Origin of the sequence: Pseudomonas pseudonitroreducens (genome assembly GCF_021603645.1) — a bacterium.
Taxonomy (GTDB): Bacteria; Pseudomonadota; Gammaproteobacteria; order Pseudomonadales; family Pseudomonadaceae; genus Pseudomonas; species Pseudomonas pseudonitroreducens.
Window position 1 is genome coordinate 341,628 of the sequence record NZ_BQHJ01000007.1, and the last position, 20,034, is coordinate 361,661.

The 20,034-nt window shown below is 63.0% G+C and carries 21 protein-coding genes and 1 other RNA gene; 5 read left to right on the top strand and 17 right to left on the bottom strand.

What is annotated here, in order from left to right; translation table 11 throughout:
• Positions 1-10: 10 nt before the first annotated feature.
• The 9 genes from mraY to rsmI all read right to left on the bottom strand — a co-directional run bounded on the left by mraY (position 11) and on the right by rsmI (position 8,910).
• Complete coding sequence (gene mraY / locus L6D89_RS19080; protein WP_236174441.1) at positions 11-1,093, bottom strand: phospho-N-acetylmuramoyl-pentapeptide-transferase; 1,083 nt, start codon at positions 1,091-1,093, stop codon at positions 11-13.
• Entirely contained in the window at positions 1,094-2,458 is a 1,365-nt protein-coding gene (locus L6D89_RS19085; protein ID WP_236200806.1) for a UDP-N-acetylmuramoyl-tripeptide--D-alanyl-D-alanine ligase, read from the bottom strand.
• A complete protein-coding gene (locus L6D89_RS19090; protein ID WP_236200807.1) occupies positions 2,451-3,914 on the bottom strand; it encodes a UDP-N-acetylmuramoyl-L-alanyl-D-glutamate--2,6-diaminopimelate ligase in 1,464 nt (487 codons plus the stop codon). Before L6D89_RS19090 ends, L6D89_RS19085 begins: the two co-directional genes overlap by 8 nt.
• Complete coding sequence (locus L6D89_RS19095; RefSeq protein WP_236174438.1) at positions 3,914-5,665, bottom strand: peptidoglycan D,D-transpeptidase FtsI family protein; 1,752 nt, start codon at positions 5,663-5,665, stop codon at positions 3,914-3,916. Before L6D89_RS19095 ends, L6D89_RS19090 begins: the two co-directional genes overlap by 1 nt.
• The gene (ftsL, locus tag L6D89_RS19100; RefSeq protein WP_236174437.1) at positions 5,662-5,955 is read right to left on the bottom strand and encodes a cell division protein FtsL; all 294 of its coding nucleotides are present in this window, start codon (positions 5,953-5,955) and stop codon (positions 5,662-5,664) included. Before ftsL ends, L6D89_RS19095 begins: the two co-directional genes overlap by 4 nt.
• Positions 5,952-6,893: a 16S rRNA (cytosine(1402)-N(4))-methyltransferase RsmH gene (gene rsmH / locus L6D89_RS19105; protein ID WP_236200808.1), complete on the bottom strand. Its 942-nt coding sequence runs from the start codon at positions 6,891-6,893 to the stop codon at positions 5,952-5,954. The genes ftsL and rsmH overlap by 4 nt, the downstream gene beginning before the upstream one ends.
• 8 nt (positions 6,894-6,901) lie before the next feature.
• Positions 6,902-7,357: a division/cell wall cluster transcriptional repressor MraZ gene (gene mraZ / locus L6D89_RS19110; RefSeq protein ID WP_024764056.1), complete on the bottom strand. Its 456-nt coding sequence runs from the start codon at positions 7,355-7,357 to the stop codon at positions 6,902-6,904.
• A 307-nt stretch (positions 7,358-7,664) separates the two neighbouring features.
• Positions 7,665-8,021: RNase P RNA component class A (rnpB, locus tag L6D89_RS19115), an RNA gene on the bottom strand.
• A gap of 40 nt (positions 8,022-8,061) precedes the next feature.
• Positions 8,062-8,910, bottom strand: coding sequence for a 16S rRNA (cytidine(1402)-2'-O)-methyltransferase (gene rsmI / locus L6D89_RS19120; RefSeq protein ID WP_236174434.1), 849 nt, complete (start codon positions 8,908-8,910; stop codon positions 8,062-8,064).
• 126 nt (positions 8,911-9,036) lie between these two features.
• On the opposite strand from rsmI, the gene L6D89_RS19125 reads away from it, so the two are divergent.
• Genes L6D89_RS19125 through L6D89_RS19140 form a run of 4 tightly spaced genes read left to right on the top strand, consistent with a single transcriptional unit; the run spans position 9,037 to position 12,422 of the window.
• Entirely contained in the window at positions 9,037-10,851 is a 1,815-nt protein-coding gene (locus L6D89_RS19125) for a penicillin-binding protein activator (protein WP_236174433.1), read from the top strand.
• The gene (locus L6D89_RS19130; protein ID WP_236174432.1) at positions 10,848-11,225 is read left to right on the top strand and encodes a YraN family protein; all 378 of its coding nucleotides are present in this window, start codon (positions 10,848-10,850) and stop codon (positions 11,223-11,225) included. The genes L6D89_RS19125 and L6D89_RS19130 overlap by 4 nt, the downstream gene beginning before the upstream one ends.
• Positions 11,226-11,253: 28 nt before the next feature.
• Complete coding sequence (locus L6D89_RS19135; RefSeq protein ID WP_017518113.1) at positions 11,254-11,847, top strand: phosphoheptose isomerase; 594 nt, start codon at positions 11,254-11,256, stop codon at positions 11,845-11,847.
• Positions 11,844-12,422 carry a BON domain-containing protein gene (locus L6D89_RS19140; RefSeq protein ID WP_024764053.1) on the top strand — a complete coding sequence of 193 codons (579 nt, stop codon included), beginning with the start codon at positions 11,844-11,846 and terminating at the stop codon, positions 12,420-12,422. The genes L6D89_RS19135 and L6D89_RS19140 overlap by 4 nt, the downstream gene beginning before the upstream one ends.
• A 53-nt stretch (positions 12,423-12,475) precedes the next feature.
• Here L6D89_RS19140 and L6D89_RS19145 read toward each other — a convergent pair whose 3' ends face one another.
• The 7 genes from L6D89_RS19145 to rplM form a co-directional block, all read right to left on the bottom strand.
• The gene (locus tag L6D89_RS19145) at positions 12,476-12,880 is read right to left on the bottom strand and encodes a ClpXP protease specificity-enhancing factor (RefSeq protein WP_236174431.1); all 405 of its coding nucleotides are present in this window, start codon (positions 12,878-12,880) and stop codon (positions 12,476-12,478) included.
• Between the two features lie 11 nt (positions 12,881-12,891).
• Positions 12,892-13,509 carry a glutathione S-transferase N-terminal domain-containing protein gene (locus L6D89_RS19150; protein WP_138212304.1) on the bottom strand — a complete coding sequence of 206 codons (618 nt, stop codon included), beginning with the start codon at positions 13,507-13,509 and terminating at the stop codon, positions 12,892-12,894.
• Positions 13,510-13,602: 93 nt separating this feature from the next.
• Complete coding sequence (locus tag L6D89_RS19155; RefSeq protein ID WP_236174430.1) at positions 13,603-14,385, bottom strand: cytochrome c1; 783 nt, start codon at positions 14,383-14,385, stop codon at positions 13,603-13,605.
• Positions 14,385-15,596 (bottom strand): cytochrome b, encoded by a 1,212-nt coding sequence (locus L6D89_RS19160; protein ID WP_024764050.1) that lies wholly within the window; start codon positions 15,594-15,596, stop codon positions 14,385-14,387. The genes L6D89_RS19155 and L6D89_RS19160 overlap by 1 nt, the downstream gene beginning before the upstream one ends.
• Positions 15,596-16,186 (bottom strand): ubiquinol-cytochrome c reductase iron-sulfur subunit, encoded by a 591-nt coding sequence (gene petA, locus L6D89_RS19165; RefSeq protein WP_236174429.1) that lies wholly within the window; start codon positions 16,184-16,186, stop codon positions 15,596-15,598. Before petA ends, L6D89_RS19160 begins: the two co-directional genes overlap by 1 nt.
• A gap of 249 nt (positions 16,187-16,435) precedes the next feature.
• Positions 16,436-16,828, bottom strand: a complete 393-nt coding sequence (rpsI, locus tag L6D89_RS19170; RefSeq protein ID WP_015475858.1) for a 30S ribosomal protein S9 — start codon at positions 16,826-16,828, stop codon at positions 16,436-16,438.
• Positions 16,829-16,842: 14 nt separating this feature from the next.
• Positions 16,843-17,271: a 50S ribosomal protein L13 gene (rplM, locus tag L6D89_RS19175; protein ID WP_015475857.1), complete on the bottom strand. Its 429-nt coding sequence runs from the start codon at positions 17,269-17,271 to the stop codon at positions 16,843-16,845.
• Positions 17,272-17,517: 246 nt separating this feature from the next.
• Here rplM and L6D89_RS19180 point away from each other — a divergent pair, with 246 nt between their 5' ends.
• Entirely contained in the window at positions 17,518-18,555 is a 1,038-nt protein-coding gene (locus tag L6D89_RS19180; RefSeq protein ID WP_236174428.1) for an NADP(H)-dependent aldo-keto reductase, read from the top strand.
• Positions 18,556-18,647: 92 nt separating this feature from the next.
• On the opposite strand, the gene L6D89_RS19185 is transcribed toward L6D89_RS19180, so the two are convergent.
• Positions 18,648-19,793: an acyl-CoA dehydrogenase family protein gene (locus tag L6D89_RS19185; RefSeq protein WP_236200809.1), complete on the bottom strand. Its 1,146-nt coding sequence runs from the start codon at positions 19,791-19,793 to the stop codon at positions 18,648-18,650.
• Positions 19,794-20,034: the final 241 nt, after the last annotated feature.

Below are 20,034 nucleotides of genomic sequence, written 5' to 3' on the forward strand. Positions count from 1 at the left end.
CGATCAGTCCTCAACGCAGTTTCAACGTGGCCAGGCCGATCAGCACGAGAATTACCGTGATGATCCAGAAGCGCACGATCACGCGCGGCTCAGGCCAGCCCTTGAGTTCGAAGTGGTGGTGGATCGGTGCCATGCGGAACACGCGCTTGCCGGTCAGCTTGAAGGAGGCGACCTGGATCACCACCGACAGGGTTTCCATGACGAACACGCCGCCCATGATGAACAGCACGATTTCCTGGCGGACGATCACCGCGATGGTGCCCAGCGCGGCGCCGAGCGCCAGCGCGCCGACGTCACCCATGAAGACCTGCGCCGGGTAGGTGTTGAACCAGAGGAAGCCCAGCCCGGCGCCGACGATGGCGCCGCAGAAGATGATCAGCTCGCCCGCGCCGGGAACACTCGGGATGAACAGGTACTCGGCGAATTTGATGTTGCCCGACAGGTAGCAGAAGATCCCCAGCGCGCCGCCGACCATCACGGTGGGCATGATCGCCAGGCCGTCGAGGCCGTCGGTCAGGTTTACCGCGTTGCTGGAGCCGACGATCACGAAGTAGGTCAGCACCACGAAGAAGATGCCCAGCGGGATCTCGACGTTCTTCAGCATCGGTACGATCAGGGTGGTTTCGACCGGCGTCTCGGCAGTCATATAAAGGAAGATCGCCGCGCCCAGGCCGAATACCGACTGCCAGAAGTACTTCCAGCGGCTCGGCAGGCCACGGGAGTTCTTCTCGATCACCTTGCGGTAGTCATCCACCCAGCCGATGGCACCGAACAGCAGGGTCACGGCCAGCACGACCCAGACGTAGCGGTTCGACCAGTCGGACCACAGCAGCGTGCTGATGCCGATGGCGGTGAGGATCAGCGCGCCGCCCATGGTTGGCGTGCCCTTCTTGGACAAGTGCGATTGCGGGCCATCGTTGCGCACAGCCTGGCCGATCTGGCGGATCTGCAGGGTGCGGATCATCCACGGGCCCAGCCAGAGCGACAGGGCGAGCGCGGTCAGCACGCTGAGGATGCCGCGCAGGGTCAGGTACTGGAAGACGCCGAAGCCCTTATAGAACTGTTGCAGGTACTCGGCGAGCAGCAGCAGCATTTAGTGAATCTCCTCGGAGGAACCACACAACGCCGCGACGACCTTGTCCATCGCCGCGCTGCGGGAACCCTTGATCAAAATGGTGGTTGTCGAAGCTTCTTCGGCCAGGGCATGGATCAGGCTGGCCTGATCGGCGAAGTGCCGGCCCGCGGAACCGAACGCCTGCACGGCGTGGCTCATCAGTGGACCGACTGCATACAGGGCAGCGACTTTGCCAATGGCGTAGGTTCCCACTTCGCGGTGGGAAGATTCCGCCCAGGCACCCAGCTCGCCCATGTCCCCGAGGACCAGGACGGTCCGGCCGGAAAAGCCCGCGAGTATATCAATCGCCGCGCAGATTGAAGCCGGGTTGGCGTTGTAGCTGTCGTCGATCACACGCATGCCATTCGTCGCCAGCTGGGCTGCGGCGCGCCCCTTGACCGGCTGCAGGTTCTGCAGGCCGGAAACGATCCCGACCAGCGGCACGCCAAGGGCGTGAGCGGCTGCAGCGGCGGCCAGCGCATTCGTGACGTTGTGCTCACCCAGCAGATTCAGCTGAACGGCAGCCTCGCCGGCAGGGCCCTGCAGGGTGAATCCCGGGCAACCACGGGCGTCACGCTTTAGGTCGCTGGCGTGGAAGTCGGCGCGGGCATCGTGCAGACCGAAACTGGAGACGCGGCGGCCGGCAGCGCGGGCCTGCCAGGTATCGAAGGCCTTGTCGTCGCGGTTGAGGATGGCCACGCCATCGGCGGCCAGTCCTTCGAGAATCTCGCCCTTGGCCAGGACAATCTTGTCCTGGCCGCCGAACTCACCCACGTGGGCGGTACCGGCGTTGGTGATGATGGCGACCTGCGGGCGGGTCAGCGCGACGGTGTAGGCGATCTCGCCGACACGGTTGGCGCCCAGCTCGATGACCGCGCTTTTGTGCTCCGGGGCCAGCTGCAACAGGGTCAGCGGAGCGCCGAGGTCATTGTTCAGGTTGCCACGGGTCGCCAGGACATCGCCCTGGGTCCGCAGGATGCTGGCAAGCATCTCCTTCACGGTGGTCTTGCCACTGGAACCGGTGACGGCGGCGACACGCCCGGTAAAGGCGGCACGGTTCAACGCGCCAAGCTGACCCAGCGCGATACGGGTATCTTCCACGACCAGCTGCGGCAGCGGCGCACCTGCAACTTCACGCTCGACCAGAGCGGCAACCGCGCCCTTGGCAGCGACGTCAGCCAGGTAGTCATGGCCGTCGAAGCGCGGGCCGGTCAGGGCAATGAACAGTTGGCCGGGCGCGATGGCGCGGCTGTCGGTGCTCACGGCAGCGAACGTGACATCGGCACCGACCACACGGCCTTGCAGCGCGCCAGCGACTTCGTTGAGCGACAGGGGCTTAAGCACGCTTCACCTCCCAGGCAGCCAGCGCCTTGGCGGCTTGATCCAGATCGGAGAACGGATGGCGTACGCCGTCGATCTCCTGGTAATCCTCGTGTCCCTTGCCAGCCAGCAGCACGACGTCATCGGCGCCGGCAGAGTCGATCAGGCGGGCGATCGCCTCACCCCGACCGGGGACGAACTCGACCACTTCGGGCTTGGCAAAGCCGGCACGGATGTCGGCGATGATCGCCTCGCTCTTCTCGGTGCGCGGGTTGTCGTCAGTGACCAGCACACGATCGGCGTGCTGCTCAGCGATCTGCGCCATGATCGGGCGCTTGCCACTGTCGCGATCGCCACCGCAGCCGAACAAGCAGAGCAGCCGACCATGTACGTGCGGACGCAGGGCCAGCAGGACTTTCTCCAGCGCATCCGGGGTGTGGGCATAGTCCACGACCACCAGCGGCTTGTCGCCGCCGCCCAGGCGTTGCATGCGACCGATGGGGCCTTCCAGCTGCGGGAGCACCTTGAGTACGTCGCCCAGGGGGTAGTCCAGGCCCAGCAGCGCGCCGACCACGGCCAGCAGGTTGCTCAGATTGAATCTGCCCAGCAGCGAGCTGCGCAGCAGGCCTTCGCCCTGTGGGGTGACGATCTGCGCCTGCACGCCCGCATCGCTGAAGATGGCTTCGCGGCAATAGATGTAGGCCGACGGGTCGCTCAGGCTGTAACCGATCAGGCGCGACTCACGAGCCTCGGCAGCCAGTTGGCGGCCGAAGTCGTCGTCCAGGTTGATCACCCGGCAGCGCAGCCCCTGCCAGGCGAACAGCCTGGCCTTGGCGGCGCCATAGGCTTCCATCGAGCCGTGGTAGTCCAGATGGTCGCGGGACAGGTTGGTGAACACCGCCACGTCGAAGCCCAGCGCCGCGACGCGGCCCTGCTCGAGGCCGTGGGACGACACTTCCATGGCCACGGCTCTGGCGCCGGCCTGCTTCAGGCGTGCCAGGGTGGCCTGCACCGCGAGCGGGTCAGGCGTGGTGTGGCGGCCGCTTTCCAGCGCGCCGTAGAAACCGGTGCCGAGGGTGCCGACGATGCCGCAACGCTCGCCGAGCAGGTCCAGCGCCTGGGCCACCAACTGGCTGACACTGGTCTTGCCGTTGGTGCCGGTCACGCCAACCAGATCGACACCACGGCTCGGCTCGCCATAGAAGCGCCCGGCAATCGCGGACAACTGTTTGGCGAGGCCCTTGATGGCGATCATCGGTACATCGCTGGGCGGCAGATCGATCGCGCCTTCAGCCTCATAGGCGACGGCGGCAGCGCCCAGGGAAAGCGCAGCGGCGATGTGCGCACGGCCATCCTGGCGACCACCCGGCACGGCCAGGAACAGGTCGCCCGGCTTGACCGTACGGCTATCCAGGGTCAGTTCGCGAATCAGTTCGCCGCTTTCCGCCTGGGGCAGCAGTTGGTTCAGGCTCATCGGCATCAGCCACGCCCTCCTTTGGCAGCGGGCGCAGCATCAGCTTGTTGCTGCGGAGTCGCCGTCGGCAGGTTATCCGGCGGCACGTTCATCAGACGCAGGGTGCCGGACATCACCTTGCTGAACACCGGCGCGGAGACCAGACCACCGAAGTAGCCGGCCTTGCTGGGTTCATCGATGACCACCACGGCGACGAAGCGCGGATTGCTCATCGGCGCGAAGCCGGCGAACAGGGAGCGATAGGAGTTTTCGGCATAGCCCTTGGTGCCCGTCGCCGTCTTGCGCGCGGTACCGGATTTGCCAGCCACGTGATAACCCGGCACCTGAGCGCGGAATACGCCGTTGGGCGCTTCGATCACCTGCTGCAGCATGCCCTGCATGGTTTTCGCGACCGGCTCGGGAATGACCTGGGTGGCATCGGGCTGGCGGTCCGCGCGGACCATGGTCAGCGGCACGCTGCGGCCATTGTTGGCCAGCGCCGCATAAGCATGGGCCAGCTGGATGGCGGTGACCGACAGGCCATAGCCGTAGGACAGCGTGGCCGTCTCGGCCTTGCGCCACTCGCGGTAGTTCGGCAGATTGCCGACGCGCTCGCCAGGGAAGCCCAGGCCGGTGTCCTGGCCGAGGCCGACTTTCTGCATCAGGCTGTAAATGGCTTCGCCGCCGATATCGAAGGCGACCTTGCTCATGCCCACGTTACTGGAACGGATCAGGATGCCGGTCAGGTCCAGCACCGGACCTTCGGTGCGGGACACGTCACGAATGGTGTAGCGACCGATCTGCAGGGTGCCCGGATAAACCTCGACCTTGTCGGTGGGTTTCCAGCGGCCGGTTTCCAGCGCCGCGCTCATGGAGAACGGCTTCATGGTCGAGCCCGGCTCGAACACGTCGATCATGGCGCGGTTGCGCATCATCGCCGGCTGCAGGTTACGACGGTTGTTCGGGTTGTAGGTCGGCTGGTTGGCCATGGCCAGCACTTCGCCGGTCTTCACGTCGAGGATCACCAGGCTGCCGGCCTTGGCGCCATTCTCCACCAGGGCGTTGCGCAGCTCGCGGTTGGCGAGGTACTGCAGGCGCAGGTCGATGGACAGGGCGAGGGTCTTGCCGGCCTTGGCGTTGCGGGTAACCTGCACATCGCGAATGAGATGACCACGACGATCCTTGAGCACCTGGCGTTTGCCCGGCACACCGGCCAGCCAGCTGTCGAAGGCCAGTTCCACGCCTTCGCGGCCACGGTCGTCGACGTCGGTGAAGCCCACGACCTGCGCAGCGACTTCACCAGAGGGATAGAAACGGCGGAACTCCTCGACCGAGTAGACACCCGGGATGCGATGGGACTTCACCTGGGCCATCACGGCCTCGCCCTGCTCTGGGGTCAGGCCGCGCACCAGATAGATGAATTCCTTGTCGGCGTTCGCCTCCAGACGCTCCGACAGTGTCGCCTTCGGCTGGCCGAGGGCGTCGGCGAGGAAGCCCCACTTCTCACGCTCGAGCACCAGTTCCTTGGGGTTGGCCCAGAGAGTGGCGACCGGCGTACTGACCGCCAGCGGCTCGCCGTTGCGGTCGGTGATCAGCCCACGGTGCGCGGGGATGGAGATGTGCCGCACGCTGCGCGCATCACCTTGCCCCTTGAGGAAGTCATGATCGATGACATGCAGGTCGACAATTCGCCAGGCGATCGCCGCCACCATCGCCAGCAGCAGGACGATGACGACGCGGAAGCGCCAGGGATAGCGAGCGCCGGCCAGGTCTCTCATGGCGCCACCATGATGATTTCGGTCGGATCGGGGACGCGCATTTTCAACTGGTCGGTCGCCAGCCCTTCGATGCGGCTATGGGCCGTCCAGGTGCTTTGCTCGAGGATCAGGCGGCCATACTCGGCCTGCGCCTTGTCGCGCACGCTGAGCTCGGTGTACAGCGAGTTGAGCAACTGGCGGTTCCAGTAGGCGCTGTAGGAGACAGAGATGGCCGACAGCAACACGCCGATGAACAGCAACAGCATGAAGAAGCTGCCGGTGGGCAGGCGCTTGGAGAAGAGACGACTCATCTCAGCTTCTCCGCGATGCGCATGACCGCGCTGCGCGAGCGCGGGTTGGCCTTGAGCTCTGCCTCGGAGGCGTAGACCGGCTTGCCGATCAGCTTCATGCGCGGCTCGAAGGGCTTGACCTGGATCGGCAGGTTGCGCGGCAGGTTGTCCGCCTCGCCCTTCACCTGCTTGCGCATGAACTGCTTGACGATGCGGTCTTCCAGCGAGTGGAAGCTGATCACCACCAGACGACCACCCACGGCCAGGCCTTCCAGCGCAGCTTCAAGGCCGCGCTCCAGATCGCCCAGTTCGTTGTTGATGAAGATGCGCAGGCCCTGGAAGGCACGAGTTGCCGGATTCTTGCCCTTCTCCCAGGCCGGATTGGCCTCGGTGACCACGGCCGCCAGGTCGGCAGTGCGCTCGAACGGTTTTTCCGCACGGCGCTGCACGATGGCACGAGCCATGCGCTTGGCGAAGCGCTCTTCGCCGTAATCCTTGAACACGCGGGCAATCTCGTCTTCCGCAGCCGTCGCAATCCACTGCGCAGCGCTGACGCCCTGATCCGGGTTCATCCGCATATCCAGCGGGCCGTCGTTGAGGAAGCTGAAGCCCCGCTCCGGGTCATCGAGTTGCGGCGAGGAAACTCCCAGGTCCAGCAGAACGCCGTTCACGCTGCCTTGCAGGCCGCGCGCAGAGAACTCCTCAGCCATCTCGGCGAAGGACCTTTGCACAATGACGAAGCGGCCGTCTTCGGCCGCCAGTGCTTTTCCCGTCGCGATCGCTTGGGGGTCCTTGTCGAACCCGAGCAGTTGGCCGCCCGGGCCGAGCTTGCCAAGCAACGCCCGGCTGTGCCCTCCCCTGCCGAAGGTGCCGTCCACATAGCGGCCGCCCTCCAGGGGGGCCAGCGCTTCGACGGCCTCCTCGAGCAGAACGGTGATGTGTTGGAAGGTACTGGTCACAGGCAGGCTCACAGAATAAGGTCGCGCAATTCGTCCGGCAGACCGCCGGGTTCTTTGATGGCTGCGAGGTCGGCCTCGGCAACCGCATTCCACTTGTCTTCGTCCCACAGCTGGAACTTGTTCAGCTGGCCGACCAGCATGGCTTTCTTGTCCAGGCCGGCGTACTCGCGCAGGCGTGGTGGAACGAGGAAACGCCCGGCGCTATCGAGCTCCAGGTCAACGGCATTGCCAATCAGCAAACGCTGCAGGCGCCGCGTCTCTTCACGCAGCGAGGGCAGTTCGCGCAGCTTGGCTTCGATGAGTTCCCATTCAGGGAGGGGGTAGACGGTGAGGCAGGTGTCGACGGCATCGATGGTGACGATGAGCTGGCCATTGCAACGCGAAACGAGCTCGTCACGATACCGACTCGGCATCGCGAGGCGCCCTTTGGCGTCGAGACTGATGGCGTTAGCTCCGCGAAACACGTCAGCGCTTCCCCTGTGGTTGGCTATCCATGCCTGTTGATCCCACTTTTACCCACTTCATACCACTTCCGCACACTATAGAAATCCGCGCTCCCCACCGTCAAGGCAAGTCGGAGGGGAAAAATCCTTACAGGACCGAGATTTAGCGTACTTTTGCGAGGTTCGGGGAGGGAATTTGACGCGCCAGAAAAGAGAAAAGCCCAGTGTTTTCAAAACACTGGGCTTTCATACTTAAAGTGATTTCTTAAGTTTGTAACTTCTTCCAGCCAGCGACAAATGGTCATGTGGGAAGAAGTGGAGAAAAAGAGCTGAGAGTCGATCTGTAAGCCGGGTTCTGTCGAGGACAGCCATTCCTCTGGGACATACATCACTGCATGCCTCAAGCGATCTACCCGAACCCAACGCGGGCCGCGCCAATGGGTTCCTATTTGATCTTGCTCCGAGTGGGGTTTACCTAGCCACGAACTGTTGCCAGCCGTGCGGTGCGCTCTTACCGCACCTTTTCACCCTTACCGGCGCTTACGCGCTTAGGCGGTTATTTTCTGTGGCACTTTCCGTAGGCTCGCGCCTCCCAGGCGTTACCTGGCACTCTGCCCTGTGGAGCCCGGACTTTCCTCCACCCCGTGGTGGAACACCACGGAACAGCGACTGTCCAATCGACTCTCAGTTCGCAAGGTTAGCGGCTGACGACGCTCAGGACAAGCTCAAGCCTTGCCCTGACGCTCCAGTGCGAGCTGATAAAGCTGATTCTTGCGCGCTCCGGTGATCTCCGCCGCCAGCGCCGCTGCGCGCTTGACCGGCAGTTCTGCCAGCAGCAGATCGAGCACTCGCAGCGTCTGCGCATCCACTTGCTCATCGCTCTCCGGCGCCGGTTTGCCGGCCACCAGCAGCACGCACTCACCCCGTTGCTGATTGCTGTCGGCCGCCACGAACTCGCGCAGATCGCCCAACGGCAGCCCCTTCAATGTCTCGAAAGTCTTGGTCAGCTCGCGCGCCAGCAGCGCAGGCCGTTCGTCGCCGAAGATTGCCGCCATGTCCTCGATACACTCCAGCACACGGTGCGGCGCCTCGTAGAAGATCAGAGTGCGCGGCTCATCCGCCAGCGCCTCCAGGCGGCCACGGCGACCGACTACCTTGGCCGGCAGGAAACCCTCGAAGACGAAACGATCCGACGGCAAACCGGCAGCAGAGAGCGCGGCAATCAGGGCGCATGCACCCGGCACCGGCACCACCGGGACACCCGCCGCGCGAGCCTGGCGCACCAGGTGGTAGCCGGGGTCGGAGATCAACGGGGTACCCGCGTCGGAAATCAGCGCAACGTCTTCGCCGGCCTGCAGCTTGGTGAGGAAACGCCCACCCTGCTCCCGCTCGTTGTGTTCATGACAAGCCGCCAGCGGCGTCTCGATGCCGAAATGCTGCAGCAGTCGCACGGAGTGACGGGTGTCCTCGGCCGCAATCAGCGCCACGTCGGCCAGCACCTTGAGCGCACGGGCGCTGATGTCGTCCAGGTTGCCGATAGGGGTGGCCACCACATAAAGAGTGCCAAGTGTCACGTGCTGACCTCGCCGGAAGTATCTGAAAAAGCCGCATTGTATCCCGATTCCGGCAGCCGCCATCGCGTGACCCTCCCCGCTTCGGTACAATCGGCAGCTCTTTGAATGCGTTACGAGAAGCCCGATATGATCGCTCGTCTGCGTCCGCTATCCGCTCTGTTCCTGGCCGGCATGCTCGCCGCCTGTGCGTCCTCCCCGTCGTCCAATCTCGGCGAACTGCCGCGCACCCCGGACGCCAGCATCGAACAGCTGCTGCAGCAGGCCTCCACCGCAAAGCCGGACGAAGCTGCCGTGCTGCGCCTGTCCGCCGCCGACCTGGCCTATAAGCAGAAAGATCTCGGCCGTTCCACGCAGATCCTCGACCAGATCCCGATGGACAGCCTGAAGCCCGCCCAGCAGGTCTTCGCCAGCACCCTGCGCGCGCAGCTCGAACTGGCCCGCAACAAGACCAAGGCGGCCCTGAAGGCCTTTGACAACCCCAGCTTCCAGCGCCTGGGCGAAATGCCCGTGGACCTGCAGGCACGCGCCGGCATGGTGAAGTCGCTGGCCCTGGCGGCCGACGGCCAGGCCCTGAGCGCCGCGCGCGAGCGGGTTTTCATCGACCCGCTACTCAACGCCGAGGCCAGCAAGGCCAACCATGAGGAAATCTGGAAACTGGTTTCCAGCCTGCCGCTCGATCAGATGCAGGCCAGCAGCAACGAAGGCGATCTGAACGGCTGGCTGGAACTGGCGCGCATCACCAAGTCATCCTCGACCCTGAAGGAACAGCAGTCGAACATCGACAACTGGGTCGCTCAGAACCCGGACCATCCGGCCGCCAAACAGCTGCCGGACGCCCTGACCAAGCTGAAGTCCCTGGCAGCCCAGCCGCTGAACAAGATCGGCCTGCTGCTGCCGCAGCAAGGCCAGCTGGCCTCCGTCGCCCGTGCCCTGCAGGACGGCTTCCTTGCCGCCCACTACCAGGCCCAGCAAGGCGGCCAGGCACAGCCGGCCATCAAGCTCTACGACAGCACCCAGGTGCGCTCGCTGGACGAGTTCTACCGCCAGGCCCAGGCCGACGGCGTGCAACTGGTGGTAGGTCCGCTGGAGAAGAATCTGGTCAAGCAGATGAGCAGCCAGCCGCAACTGCCGATCACCACCCTGGCCCTGAACTACGCCGACGGCAACCAGGAGGGCCCTGCACAACTGTTCCAGTTCGGCCTGTCCGCCGAGGACGAAGCCCGCGAAGTCGCCAACCGCGCCTGGAATGACGGCATGCGCCGCGCCGTGGCCCTGGTCCCGCGGGGCGAATGGGGTGACCGCGTGCTCGCCTCCTTCAGCCGCAACTGGCAAGCCGCCGGTGGCACACTGATCGCTGCCGAGCATGTCGACCAGCCGGTAGAGCTGGCCCGCCAGATCGCCGACCTGCTGCAACTGCGCCAAAGCGAAGGCCGCGCCAAGCGCCTCCAGGGCGTCCTCGACAGCAGCGTCGACACCCAGCCATCGCGCCGCCAGGACATCGACTTCATCTTCCTCGCTGCCACTCCGCAGCAGGCCCGCCAGATCAAGCCGACGCTGGCCTTCCAGTACGCTGGCGACCTGCCGGTCTACGCCACCTCCAACCTGTACACCGGCGTGAACAACCCGGCCCAGGACCAGGACCTGAACGGTATTCGCTTCTGCGAAACGCCATGGCTGCTGAACCCGAACAACGCCCTGCGCCAGCAGGTCGCCACGCAGTGGCCGGCCGCCAATGGCAGCCTCGGCCGCCTGTACGCCATGGGCGCCGACGCCTACCAGCTGGCCCCGCGCCTGCCGGAGCTCAAGGCAGTGCCGAGCATGCAACTGGACGGCCTGACCGGCACCCTGAGCGTCAGCGCCAGCCAACGCGTGGAACGCCGCCTGCCCTGGGCCGAATTCAAGAACGGCCAGGTTCAGCCGCTGGAGAACAGCGGTATTTGATCGGCAACAGCCCCACCCAGAAGGCCGGGCGGCAGGCCGAAGCCGCCGCCCTGGCCCACCTGGAAGAGCATGGATTGCGTCTCCTGGCGCAGAACTGGACATGCCGCCGAGGCGAGCTCGATCTGGTCATGCTGGACGGCGATACAGTAGTATTCGTCGAAGTTCGCTCCCGCCGGCATTCCGCCTGGGGAGGAGCGCTGGAAAGCGTGGACTGGCGCAAGCGTCAACGCCTGACCATTTCCGCCGAACTCTTCCTGCAGCAGAACGCCCGCTGGAGCAGCCATCCCTGCCGATTCGACGTTGTCGCCATCGACAGTCGCGCCCCAGGCTCCGCAGGGCACTTGAACTGGATCCCCAACGCTTTTGACACCTGATCAGACGCCCGACGAAAGGTCACACCTGATGGACATGCAATCCCGTATCCGCCAGCTCTTCCATGCCAGCATCGAGACCAAGCAACAGGCTACCGAGGTGCTCATCCCGCATATCGAGCAGGCCAGCATGGTCATGGTCAATGCCCTGCTGAACGAGGGCAAGATCCTCTCCTGCGGCAACGGCGGCTCGGCCGGCGACGCCCAGCACTTCTCCTCCGAACTGCTGAATCGCTTCGAGCGCGAGCGCCCGAGCCTGCCTGCGGTCGCACTGACCACCGACAGCTCCACGATCACCTCGATCGCCAACGACTACAGCTACAACGAAGTTTTCTCTAAGCAGATCCGCGCCCTGGGCCAACCGGGTGACGTGCTGCTGGCAATTTCCACCAGCGGCAACTCGGCGAACGTCATTCAGGCCATCCAGGCCGCACATGATCGCGAAATGGTTGTCGTAGCCCTGACCGGCCGCGACGGCGGCAACATGGCATCGTTGCTGCTGCCCGAAGACGTGGAAATCCGCGTTCCGGCCAAGGTCACCGCACGCATCCAGGAAGTCCACCTGCTGGTCATCCATTGCCTGTGCGACCTCATCGACCGTCAACTGTTCGGGAGTGAAGAATGACCCGTACCCCTCTGATCGCAGCCGCACTGGCCGTGACCATGGCACTGGGTGGCTGCAGCAGTTTCGTCAGCGCCACCCGCGACAAACCGATCGACGATGACAAGGGCACCCGCACCCTTGGCAGCAAGATCGACGATTCGCTGATCGAAACCAAGGTGGCAGTGAACGTCGCCAAGGCCGATCCGGACCTCGACCGCAATTCCCACGTCGTCGTGATCAGCTACAACGGCGTGGTACTGCTGGCCGGCCAGACCCCGCGCGCCGACCTGAAGAACAAGGCTGAGCAGGCCGCCAAGGAAGTGCAGAAGGTCAAGACCGTGCACAATGAGCTGCAGATTCTGCAGCCCTCCTCCCTGGCTGCCCGCAGCAACGACACCTGGCTGACCACCAAGATCAAGAGCCAGATGCTCGCTGACGCGAACGTTCCCTCCACGCGCATCAAGGTCCTGACCGAGAACGGCATCGTCTACATGCTGGGCCTGGTTACCCGCAAGGAAGGCGATCTGGCCACCCAGGTAGTCCAGGGCGTGGACGGCGTGCAGAAGATTGTCCGCCTGTTCGAGTACATCGACTGACCGGAGCAGTTATTGCAGGCATGAAAAAGGCGACCCCAGGGTCGCCTTTTTTATTACTTCACCACCTTGAGACTCGGGCGGCCACTGGGGCGCGGCGGCTCGTCAGAAGGGCCGTCATCCGGCAGGTCCTCGTCATCGGTGGGCACCGGCGGCTCCAGGTCGAAGACCATGCCCTGGCCATTCTCCCGCGCATAGATGGCCATCACAGCCTGGGAAGGGATGTACAGGCCCTGGGCAACACCCCCGAAGCGACCCTCGAAGCTGACCGCGTCGTTGTCCATCTGCAGGTGGCGAACCGCGGTCGGGGAGACGTTGAGCACGATCTGTCCGTCACTGGCATAACCCGGCGGCACGCGCACGCCGGGATACTCGGAATTCACCAGGATATGCGGCGTGCAGCCGTTGTCGACGATCCACTCATAGAGGGCTCGCACGAGGTAGGGACGACTGGAGTTCATCATCAGGCTCCTTAGCGCATATCACGTTCGATAGAGGACAGGCTCGCACGGAAAGTTTCCCGCGCAAACTGTCGCTCCATATAGTCCAGCAAAGGCTTCGCCGGGCGCGGCAGCTCAATACCCAGGATTGGCAGGCGCCAGAGGATCGGTAGCAGGCAGCAATCCACCAGGCTCAGCTCGTCACTGAGGAAGAATGCCTTGTCGGCAAACAATGGCGATACCCCCGTAAGGCTCTCACGCAACTCCTTGCGCGCCAAGGCTCGCTCGGCATCCTTGCGGCGGGTATCGAGGATACGATCCACCAGGCTGCACCAGTCGCGCTGGATACGATGGATCAGCAAGCGGCTGTTGGCGCGAGCCACCGGATAGACCGGGAGCAGCGGTGGGTGCGGATAACGCTCATCGAGGTACTCCATGACCACTGTCGACTCGTAGAGCGCGAGATCGCGATCCACCAGGGTCGGCAGGCTGCCGTAGGGATTTACTTCAGCGAGCTTGGCCGGGATGTTGCCGGCAGGTACGTCGATGATATCGGCGACGACGCTCTTCTCCGCCAGCACCAGGCGCACGCGATGGCTGTAGTGGCAGGAAGGGTCGGAGAAGCAGGTGAGCTTGTTGATAGCGGCCATGCCGCGCGCCTCCTCGCAGGATCTTCTTGTGGGAGGTAGAAAAACGCACGCGCGCCCCGTAGGGCGCGCGCTTGTTACTACGACGGGTGGTGCTTAGTGCACATCCTTCCAGTATTCGCGTTTGAGCAGGTAGGCGAATACGAAGAAGAAGGCCAGGAACAGCAGGACGTAGGTGCCGATACGGTGAGAGTCCAGCTTGTTCGGGTCCGACGAATAAGCCAGGAAGGTCACCAGGTTCTTCACCTTCTCGTCGAACTGAGCTTCGTTCAGCTGACCGGACTTCGGCACGATGGTCAGCTGGTCGCAGGCCTCGTGGGTCAGCGGGGTACCAGTCAGAGGATCGTACTGCTTCTTGCCATCCTCGACGACCTGAACCTGCTTGCAGCCGATGACCTGGCGGCCTTGCAGGCTGACCAGCACGTTCGGCATGCCGACGTTCGGGAACACCTTGTTGTTCACGCCCCACGGACGCTTGGGATCTTCGTAGAACGAACGCAGGTAGGTGTACAGCCAGTCGGCGCCGCGTACGCGGGCTACCAGGGTCAGATCCGGCGGAGCAGCACCGAACCATACCTTGGCGTCAGCCGGCTTCATGCCGATGTCCATGTGGTCACCGATCTTCGCGCCGGTGAACACCAGGTGGCTCATCATCAGCTCTTCCGGGATACCCAGATCACGACCAACACGCTCATAACGCTGGAACTTGGCGCTGTGGCAGCCCATGCAATAGTTGGCGAAAGTACGCGCGCCATCCTGCATGGCGGCCTTGTCGGTCAGGTCGATATCAACCTTGTCCAGGGCCGGGCCATGGCCTTCAGCGGCGAAGCCGAAGACAGGCAGCAGAGCCAGTACAAATGCAGCGAATTGCTTTTTCATCAGCCAGTCACCCTTTCCGGAACCGGTTTGGTTTTCTCCATCCGGGTGTAGAACGGCATCAGGATGAAGAAGGCGAAATACAGAATGGTGCACAGGCGCGACAGCGTGGTACCCAGCGGGGACGGCGCTTGCGAACCGTAGTAGCCGAGGACAACGAAGGACACCGCGAAGATCACCAGCCAGATCTTGCTCAGCCAGCCCTTGTAGCGGATCGAGCGAACCGGGCTACGGTCCAGCCACGGCAGCACGAACAGCACGGCAATGGCGGCGCCCATGGCGATGACACCCATCAGCTTGTCCGGAACGGCGCGCAGGATGGCGTAGAACGGCGTGAAGTACCACACCGGCGCGATATGGTCGGGGGTCTTGAACTGGTTCGCCATCTCGAAGTTGGGCTTCTCGAGGAAGAATCCGCCCATTTCCGGGAAGAAGAAGATCACGGTGCAGAAGACGAACAGGAAGACCACGACACCGACGATGTCCTTGACGGTGTAGTACGGGTGGAACGGGATACCGTCCAGCGGAATGCCGTTCTCGTCCTTCTTCTTCTTGATGTCCACGCCGTCGGGGTTGTTCGAGCCGACTTCGTGCAGTGCCAGGATGTGCAGCACGACCAGGCCCAGCAGGACGATCGGCAGGGCGATCACGTGCAGGGCGAAGAAGCGGTTCAGGGTGATGCCGGAGATCAGGAAGTCACCACGGATCCACTGGGACAGGTCTTCGCCGACGACCGGGATGGCGCCGAACAGCGAGATGATCACCTGGGCACCCCAATAGGACATCTGACCCCAGGGCAGCAGGTAGCCCATGAAGGCCTCGGCCATCAGGGCGAGGTAGATCAGCATGCCGAAGATCCACACCAGCTCACGCGGCTTCTGGTACGAACCGTACAGCAGGCCACGGAACATGTGCAGGTAGACGACCACGAAGAACGCCGATGCACCGGTGGAGTGCATGTAGCGGATAATCCAGCCGTAATCTACATCTCGCATGATGTACTCGACGGAAGCGAACGCTTCTTCCGCCGACGGGGTGAAGCTCATGGTCAGCCAGATACCGGTGAGGATCTGGTTAACCAGGACCAGCAGTGCGAGGGAGCCGAAGAAGTACCAGAAGTTGAAGTTCTTCGGGGCGTAGTACTTGCTCAGATGGTCTTCCCACATCTTGGTCGCGGGGAAGCGGGCATCGACCCAAGCCATGAACTTGTTCATCAGGCTTTCTCCTGGTCCACACCGATGGTCAACTCATCACCATCCAGCGTATAGGGCGGAATCGGCAGGTTCAGGGGCGCGGGCTGTCCCTTGTAAACGCGGCCGGCAAGATCGTAATGGGAGCCGTGGCAGGGGCAGAAGTAACCGCCCTTCCAGTCCGGACCGAGATCCGCGGGAGCGACTTCCGGGCGGAAGGTCGGCGAGCAGCCCAGGTGAGTGCAGATGCCGACGATCACTGCCAGTTCAGGCTTGATCGAACGCAGCTTGGGATCGACGTAGGTTGGCTGTTCCGAAGCCTTGGACTCCGGGTCGGCCAGTTGTCCGTCGAGGGTCGGCAGAGCGTCCAGCATTTCCTTGGTGCGATGCACCAGGAATACCGGCTTGCCGCGCCACTCGGCCACGACCTGCTGGCCCGGCTCGATCTTCCCTACGTTGACCTTCACCGGCGCGCCAGCGGCCTTCGCCTTGGCACTGGGGAACCATGACCCCACGAACGGGACCGCAGCTCCGACCGCTCCTGCCGCACCTACCACCGAAGTGGCCGCGACAAGGAAGCGACGCCGGCCTGCATTCACGCCGTCATTACTCATTCAGTCGTCTCCCATCAGCTTCAAGCCTGTTCAAATCAGGCTTTTAAGTAAAAATTCGAGCCGCGCAAAAAATTCGCCAAATGGTAAAGAAAAGCCCTTGTGATGACAAGGTAATAGCCTGTTACGCAACCCCTGGAAGCCTTGCACGACGCGGCCTGCGCGGATGCGGCAAGGTGTCGCACGAACTTATTGAAGACATAAAAAAACGCCCAGTCCAAAGGATCTGGGCGTTTTTTTCGAAGCGTCGTATTAACGCTTGGAGTACTGCGGACGCTTACGCGCTTTACGCAGACCGACTTTCTTACGTTCAACTTCGCGAGCATCGCGAGTGACGTAGCCGGCTTTACGCAGCGAGCTGCGCAGGGTCTCGTCGTACTCGATCAGAGCGCGGGTGATACCGTGACGGATCGCACCGGCCTGGCCGCTTACGCCACCGCCAACGACGGTCACGTAGATATCGAACTTCTCGGTGTTCTCGGTCAGCTCGAGCGGCTGACGGACAACCATGCGAGCGGTCTCACGACCGAAGAACTGCTCGATGGAGCGGTTGTTGATGGAGATTTTGCCAGTACCCGGACGCAGGAAGACGCGAGCGGTAGCGGTCTTACGACGGCCAGTGCCGTAATTTTGAGTCGCCGACATAATGAGCTATCCCGTTAAATCTTCAGTTCTTGAGGCTGCTGAGCGGTGTGCGGGTGGTTGGCACCCTTGTACACTTTCAGCTTGCGGTACATGTCGCGGCCCAGCGGGTTCTTCGGCAGCATGCCTTTGACGGCAGTCTCGATAACACGCTCAGGAGCCTTGGCGATCAGCTTCTCGAAGTTGATCGACTTGATACCGCCCGGGAAGCCCGAGTGATGGTAGTACATCTTGTCGGTAGCTTTGGCGCCAGTGACACGAACCTGCTCGGCGTTGATCACGACGATGTAGTCGCCGGTGTCAACGTGCGGGGTGTATTCCGGCTTGTGCTTGCCGCGCAGGCGGGTAGCAATCTCGGTAGCCAGACGACCCAGGGTCAGGCCAGCAGCGTCGACGACGAACCAGTCGCGCTTAACAGTTTCTGGTTTCGCGGTATAAGTTTTCATTCGTTATAGCCTCAGGGGCCGCCTGAAAATAAGACGGCGAATCTTACTGGACAGTGGTTGCCTTGACAAGTCAAGGACAGCCGAAGACAGACACGAATTGGGGCTCGGGTCGGTGTGCGTCCGTAACGACTAGATGTATCAATCGGCAGGCTTTGGCATCCCCCACCGATGAAAGGCTGCGGAATTATGCAGATTCCGGCAGAATTTTCAACTGTATGACGCACATGTTTTCATGAGGAGACCCGCATGGAGTACCGCCCGCTCGGCCGCACCGAACTGAAAGTCAGCGCCCTCTGCCTGGGGACCATGACCTGGGGCGAGCAGAACACGCAGGACGAAGCTTTCGCCCAGATCGAGCGGGCCAAGGCCGCCGGTCTGAATTTCATCGATACCGCCGAGATGTATCCGGTCCCGCCGCGCGCGGAAACCTACACCCGCACCGAACAGATCATCGGCAACTGGTTCGCCCAGCGCGGCGATCGCACCGACTGGGTACTGGCCAGCAAGATCGCTGGCCCCGGCAACTCGATCAGCCACATCCGCGACGGCCAGCCGAAACTCGATCGCAAGAACATCGTTGCGGCGCTGGATGGCAGCCTCAAGCGCCTGCAGACCGACTGGATCGACCTCTACCAGTTGCACTGGCCAGAACGCAGCACCAACTTCTTTGGCCAACTGGGCTACCAGCACAAGGAAGAAAGCTTCACGGCACTGGAAGACACCCTGGAAGCACTCGACGAGCAGGTCCGCGCCGGCAAGATTCGTCATGTAGGCCTGTCCAACGAAACACCGTGGGGCACCATGCGCTTCCTGCAGATCGCTCAGGAGCGCGGCTGGCCGCGCGCCGTGTCGATCCAGAACCCCTACAACCTGCTCAACCGCAGCTTCGAGGTGGGCCTGGCGGAAATCGCCATCCGTGAACAGATCGGCCTTCTTGCCTACTCGCCCCTGGCCTTCGGCATGCTCTCGGGCAAGTACTTCGGCGGCGCACGCCCGGCTAACGCACGGATCACCCTGTTCAGCCGCTTCACGCGCTACACCAATCCGCAGACTGCCAGCGCCTGCGACCGCTATGTCACCCTCGCCCGCGAGCACGGCCTGGACCCTGCGCAAATGGCCCTGGCCTTCGTCACCAACCGCCCGTTCGTGACCAGCAATATCATCGGTGCGACCAGCCTCGAGCAACTGGAAGCCAACCTCGGCAGCTTCGACCTCAAGCTCTCCGACGAGGTGCTGGCCGGCATCGAGGCGATCCACAAGGATCAGCCGAACCCGGCGCCCTGAGGGCGGCTAAAGGCGGCAGGCTACAGGCCGCAAGTGAGAGCAAGGCACTTCGCTCTAACCTGCGGCCTGAAGCGTGAGGCCCGAAGCCGCTCTTATAACGCTCGGGCGATGATCTCCTTCATGATCTCGTTGGTACCTGCATAGATGCGCTGCACACGCGCATCGGCCCAGGCGCGGGCAATCGGGTACTCCCACATGTAGCCGTAGCCACCGTGCAGTTGCACGCACTCGTCGAGTACCTTGCACTGCAGATCGGTGGTCCAGTACTTGGCCATCGCCGCCGTCGGCACGTCCAGCTTGCCCTCCAGGTGCTGCTCCAGGCAGCGATCGACGAAGACGCGCCCCACCTGCACCTCGGTGGCGATCTCGGCCAGCTTGAAGCGGGTGTTCTGGAAATCCGCCACGGACTTGCCGAAGGCCTTGCGCTCACGGGTGTACTCCAGCGTCCACTTCAGTGCCGCCTCTGCCGAGGCCAGCGCGCCGAGGGCAACCGTCAGGCGTTCTTGGGGGAGCTCCTGCATCAGATAGATGAAGCCCTGCCCGTCCTTGCCCAGCAGGTTTTCCTTGGGGATACGCACGTCCTGGAAGAACAGCTCCGAGGTGTCCTGGGCCTTCATGCCCACCTTTTCCAGGCGCTTGCCCTTGCTGAAGCCCGGCGTGCCGGCTTCCACCAGGAACAGGCTGGTACCCTTGGCGCCGGCCTTGGGGTCGGTCTTGGCGACCACGATCACCAGGTCGGCCAGCCAGCCATTGGTGATGAAGGTCTTCGAACCGTTGATCACGTATTCGTCGCCATCCAGCACGGCAGTAGTCTTCACACCCTGCAGGTCGGAGCCGGCGCCCGGCTCGGTCATGGCGATGGCCGAGACCATCTCGCCGGAAATCAGCTTGGGCAGGTAGCGCTGCTTCAGCTCTTCGCTGCCGTAGTGAAGGATGTAGGGCGCGACGATATCCGAATGCAGCGAGAAACCGATGCCGGTCAGACCCAGTCGACCGATCTCCTCGATTACCACCGCGCTGTAGAGGAAGTCCGCCGCCATGCCGCCGTAGGCCTCGGGCAGATGCGAGCAGAGCATGCCGGCCTCACCCGCCTTGCTCCAGAGCTTGCGGTCGACATGACCGTCCTTTTCCCACTGGGCGTGGAACGGCACCGCCTCCTGTTCGAGGAATTTGCGGACGCTGTCGCGGAACAGCTCGTGATCGGAACTGAACAGGGTTCTTGGAATCATGCGGCACACCTGCGAATCGATTGTAGGAATTATTGGAAGGCCGACTGTAGGCCAAGCACGAACCGCTCTGCACTGGACACTTTCGCCAAAAAATAAGACGATCCAGCCGCATCATGACCACTTTAGCGTCATGCATAGACATCCATAAGAAGTACAAGAACCGATGCCCAACCCAGCTTCCCGCGTGCTGCGCCGCGTCAGCATCCTCGCCACCCATGGCGTGTTCGGCTCCACCCTGATGCAGGCCAAG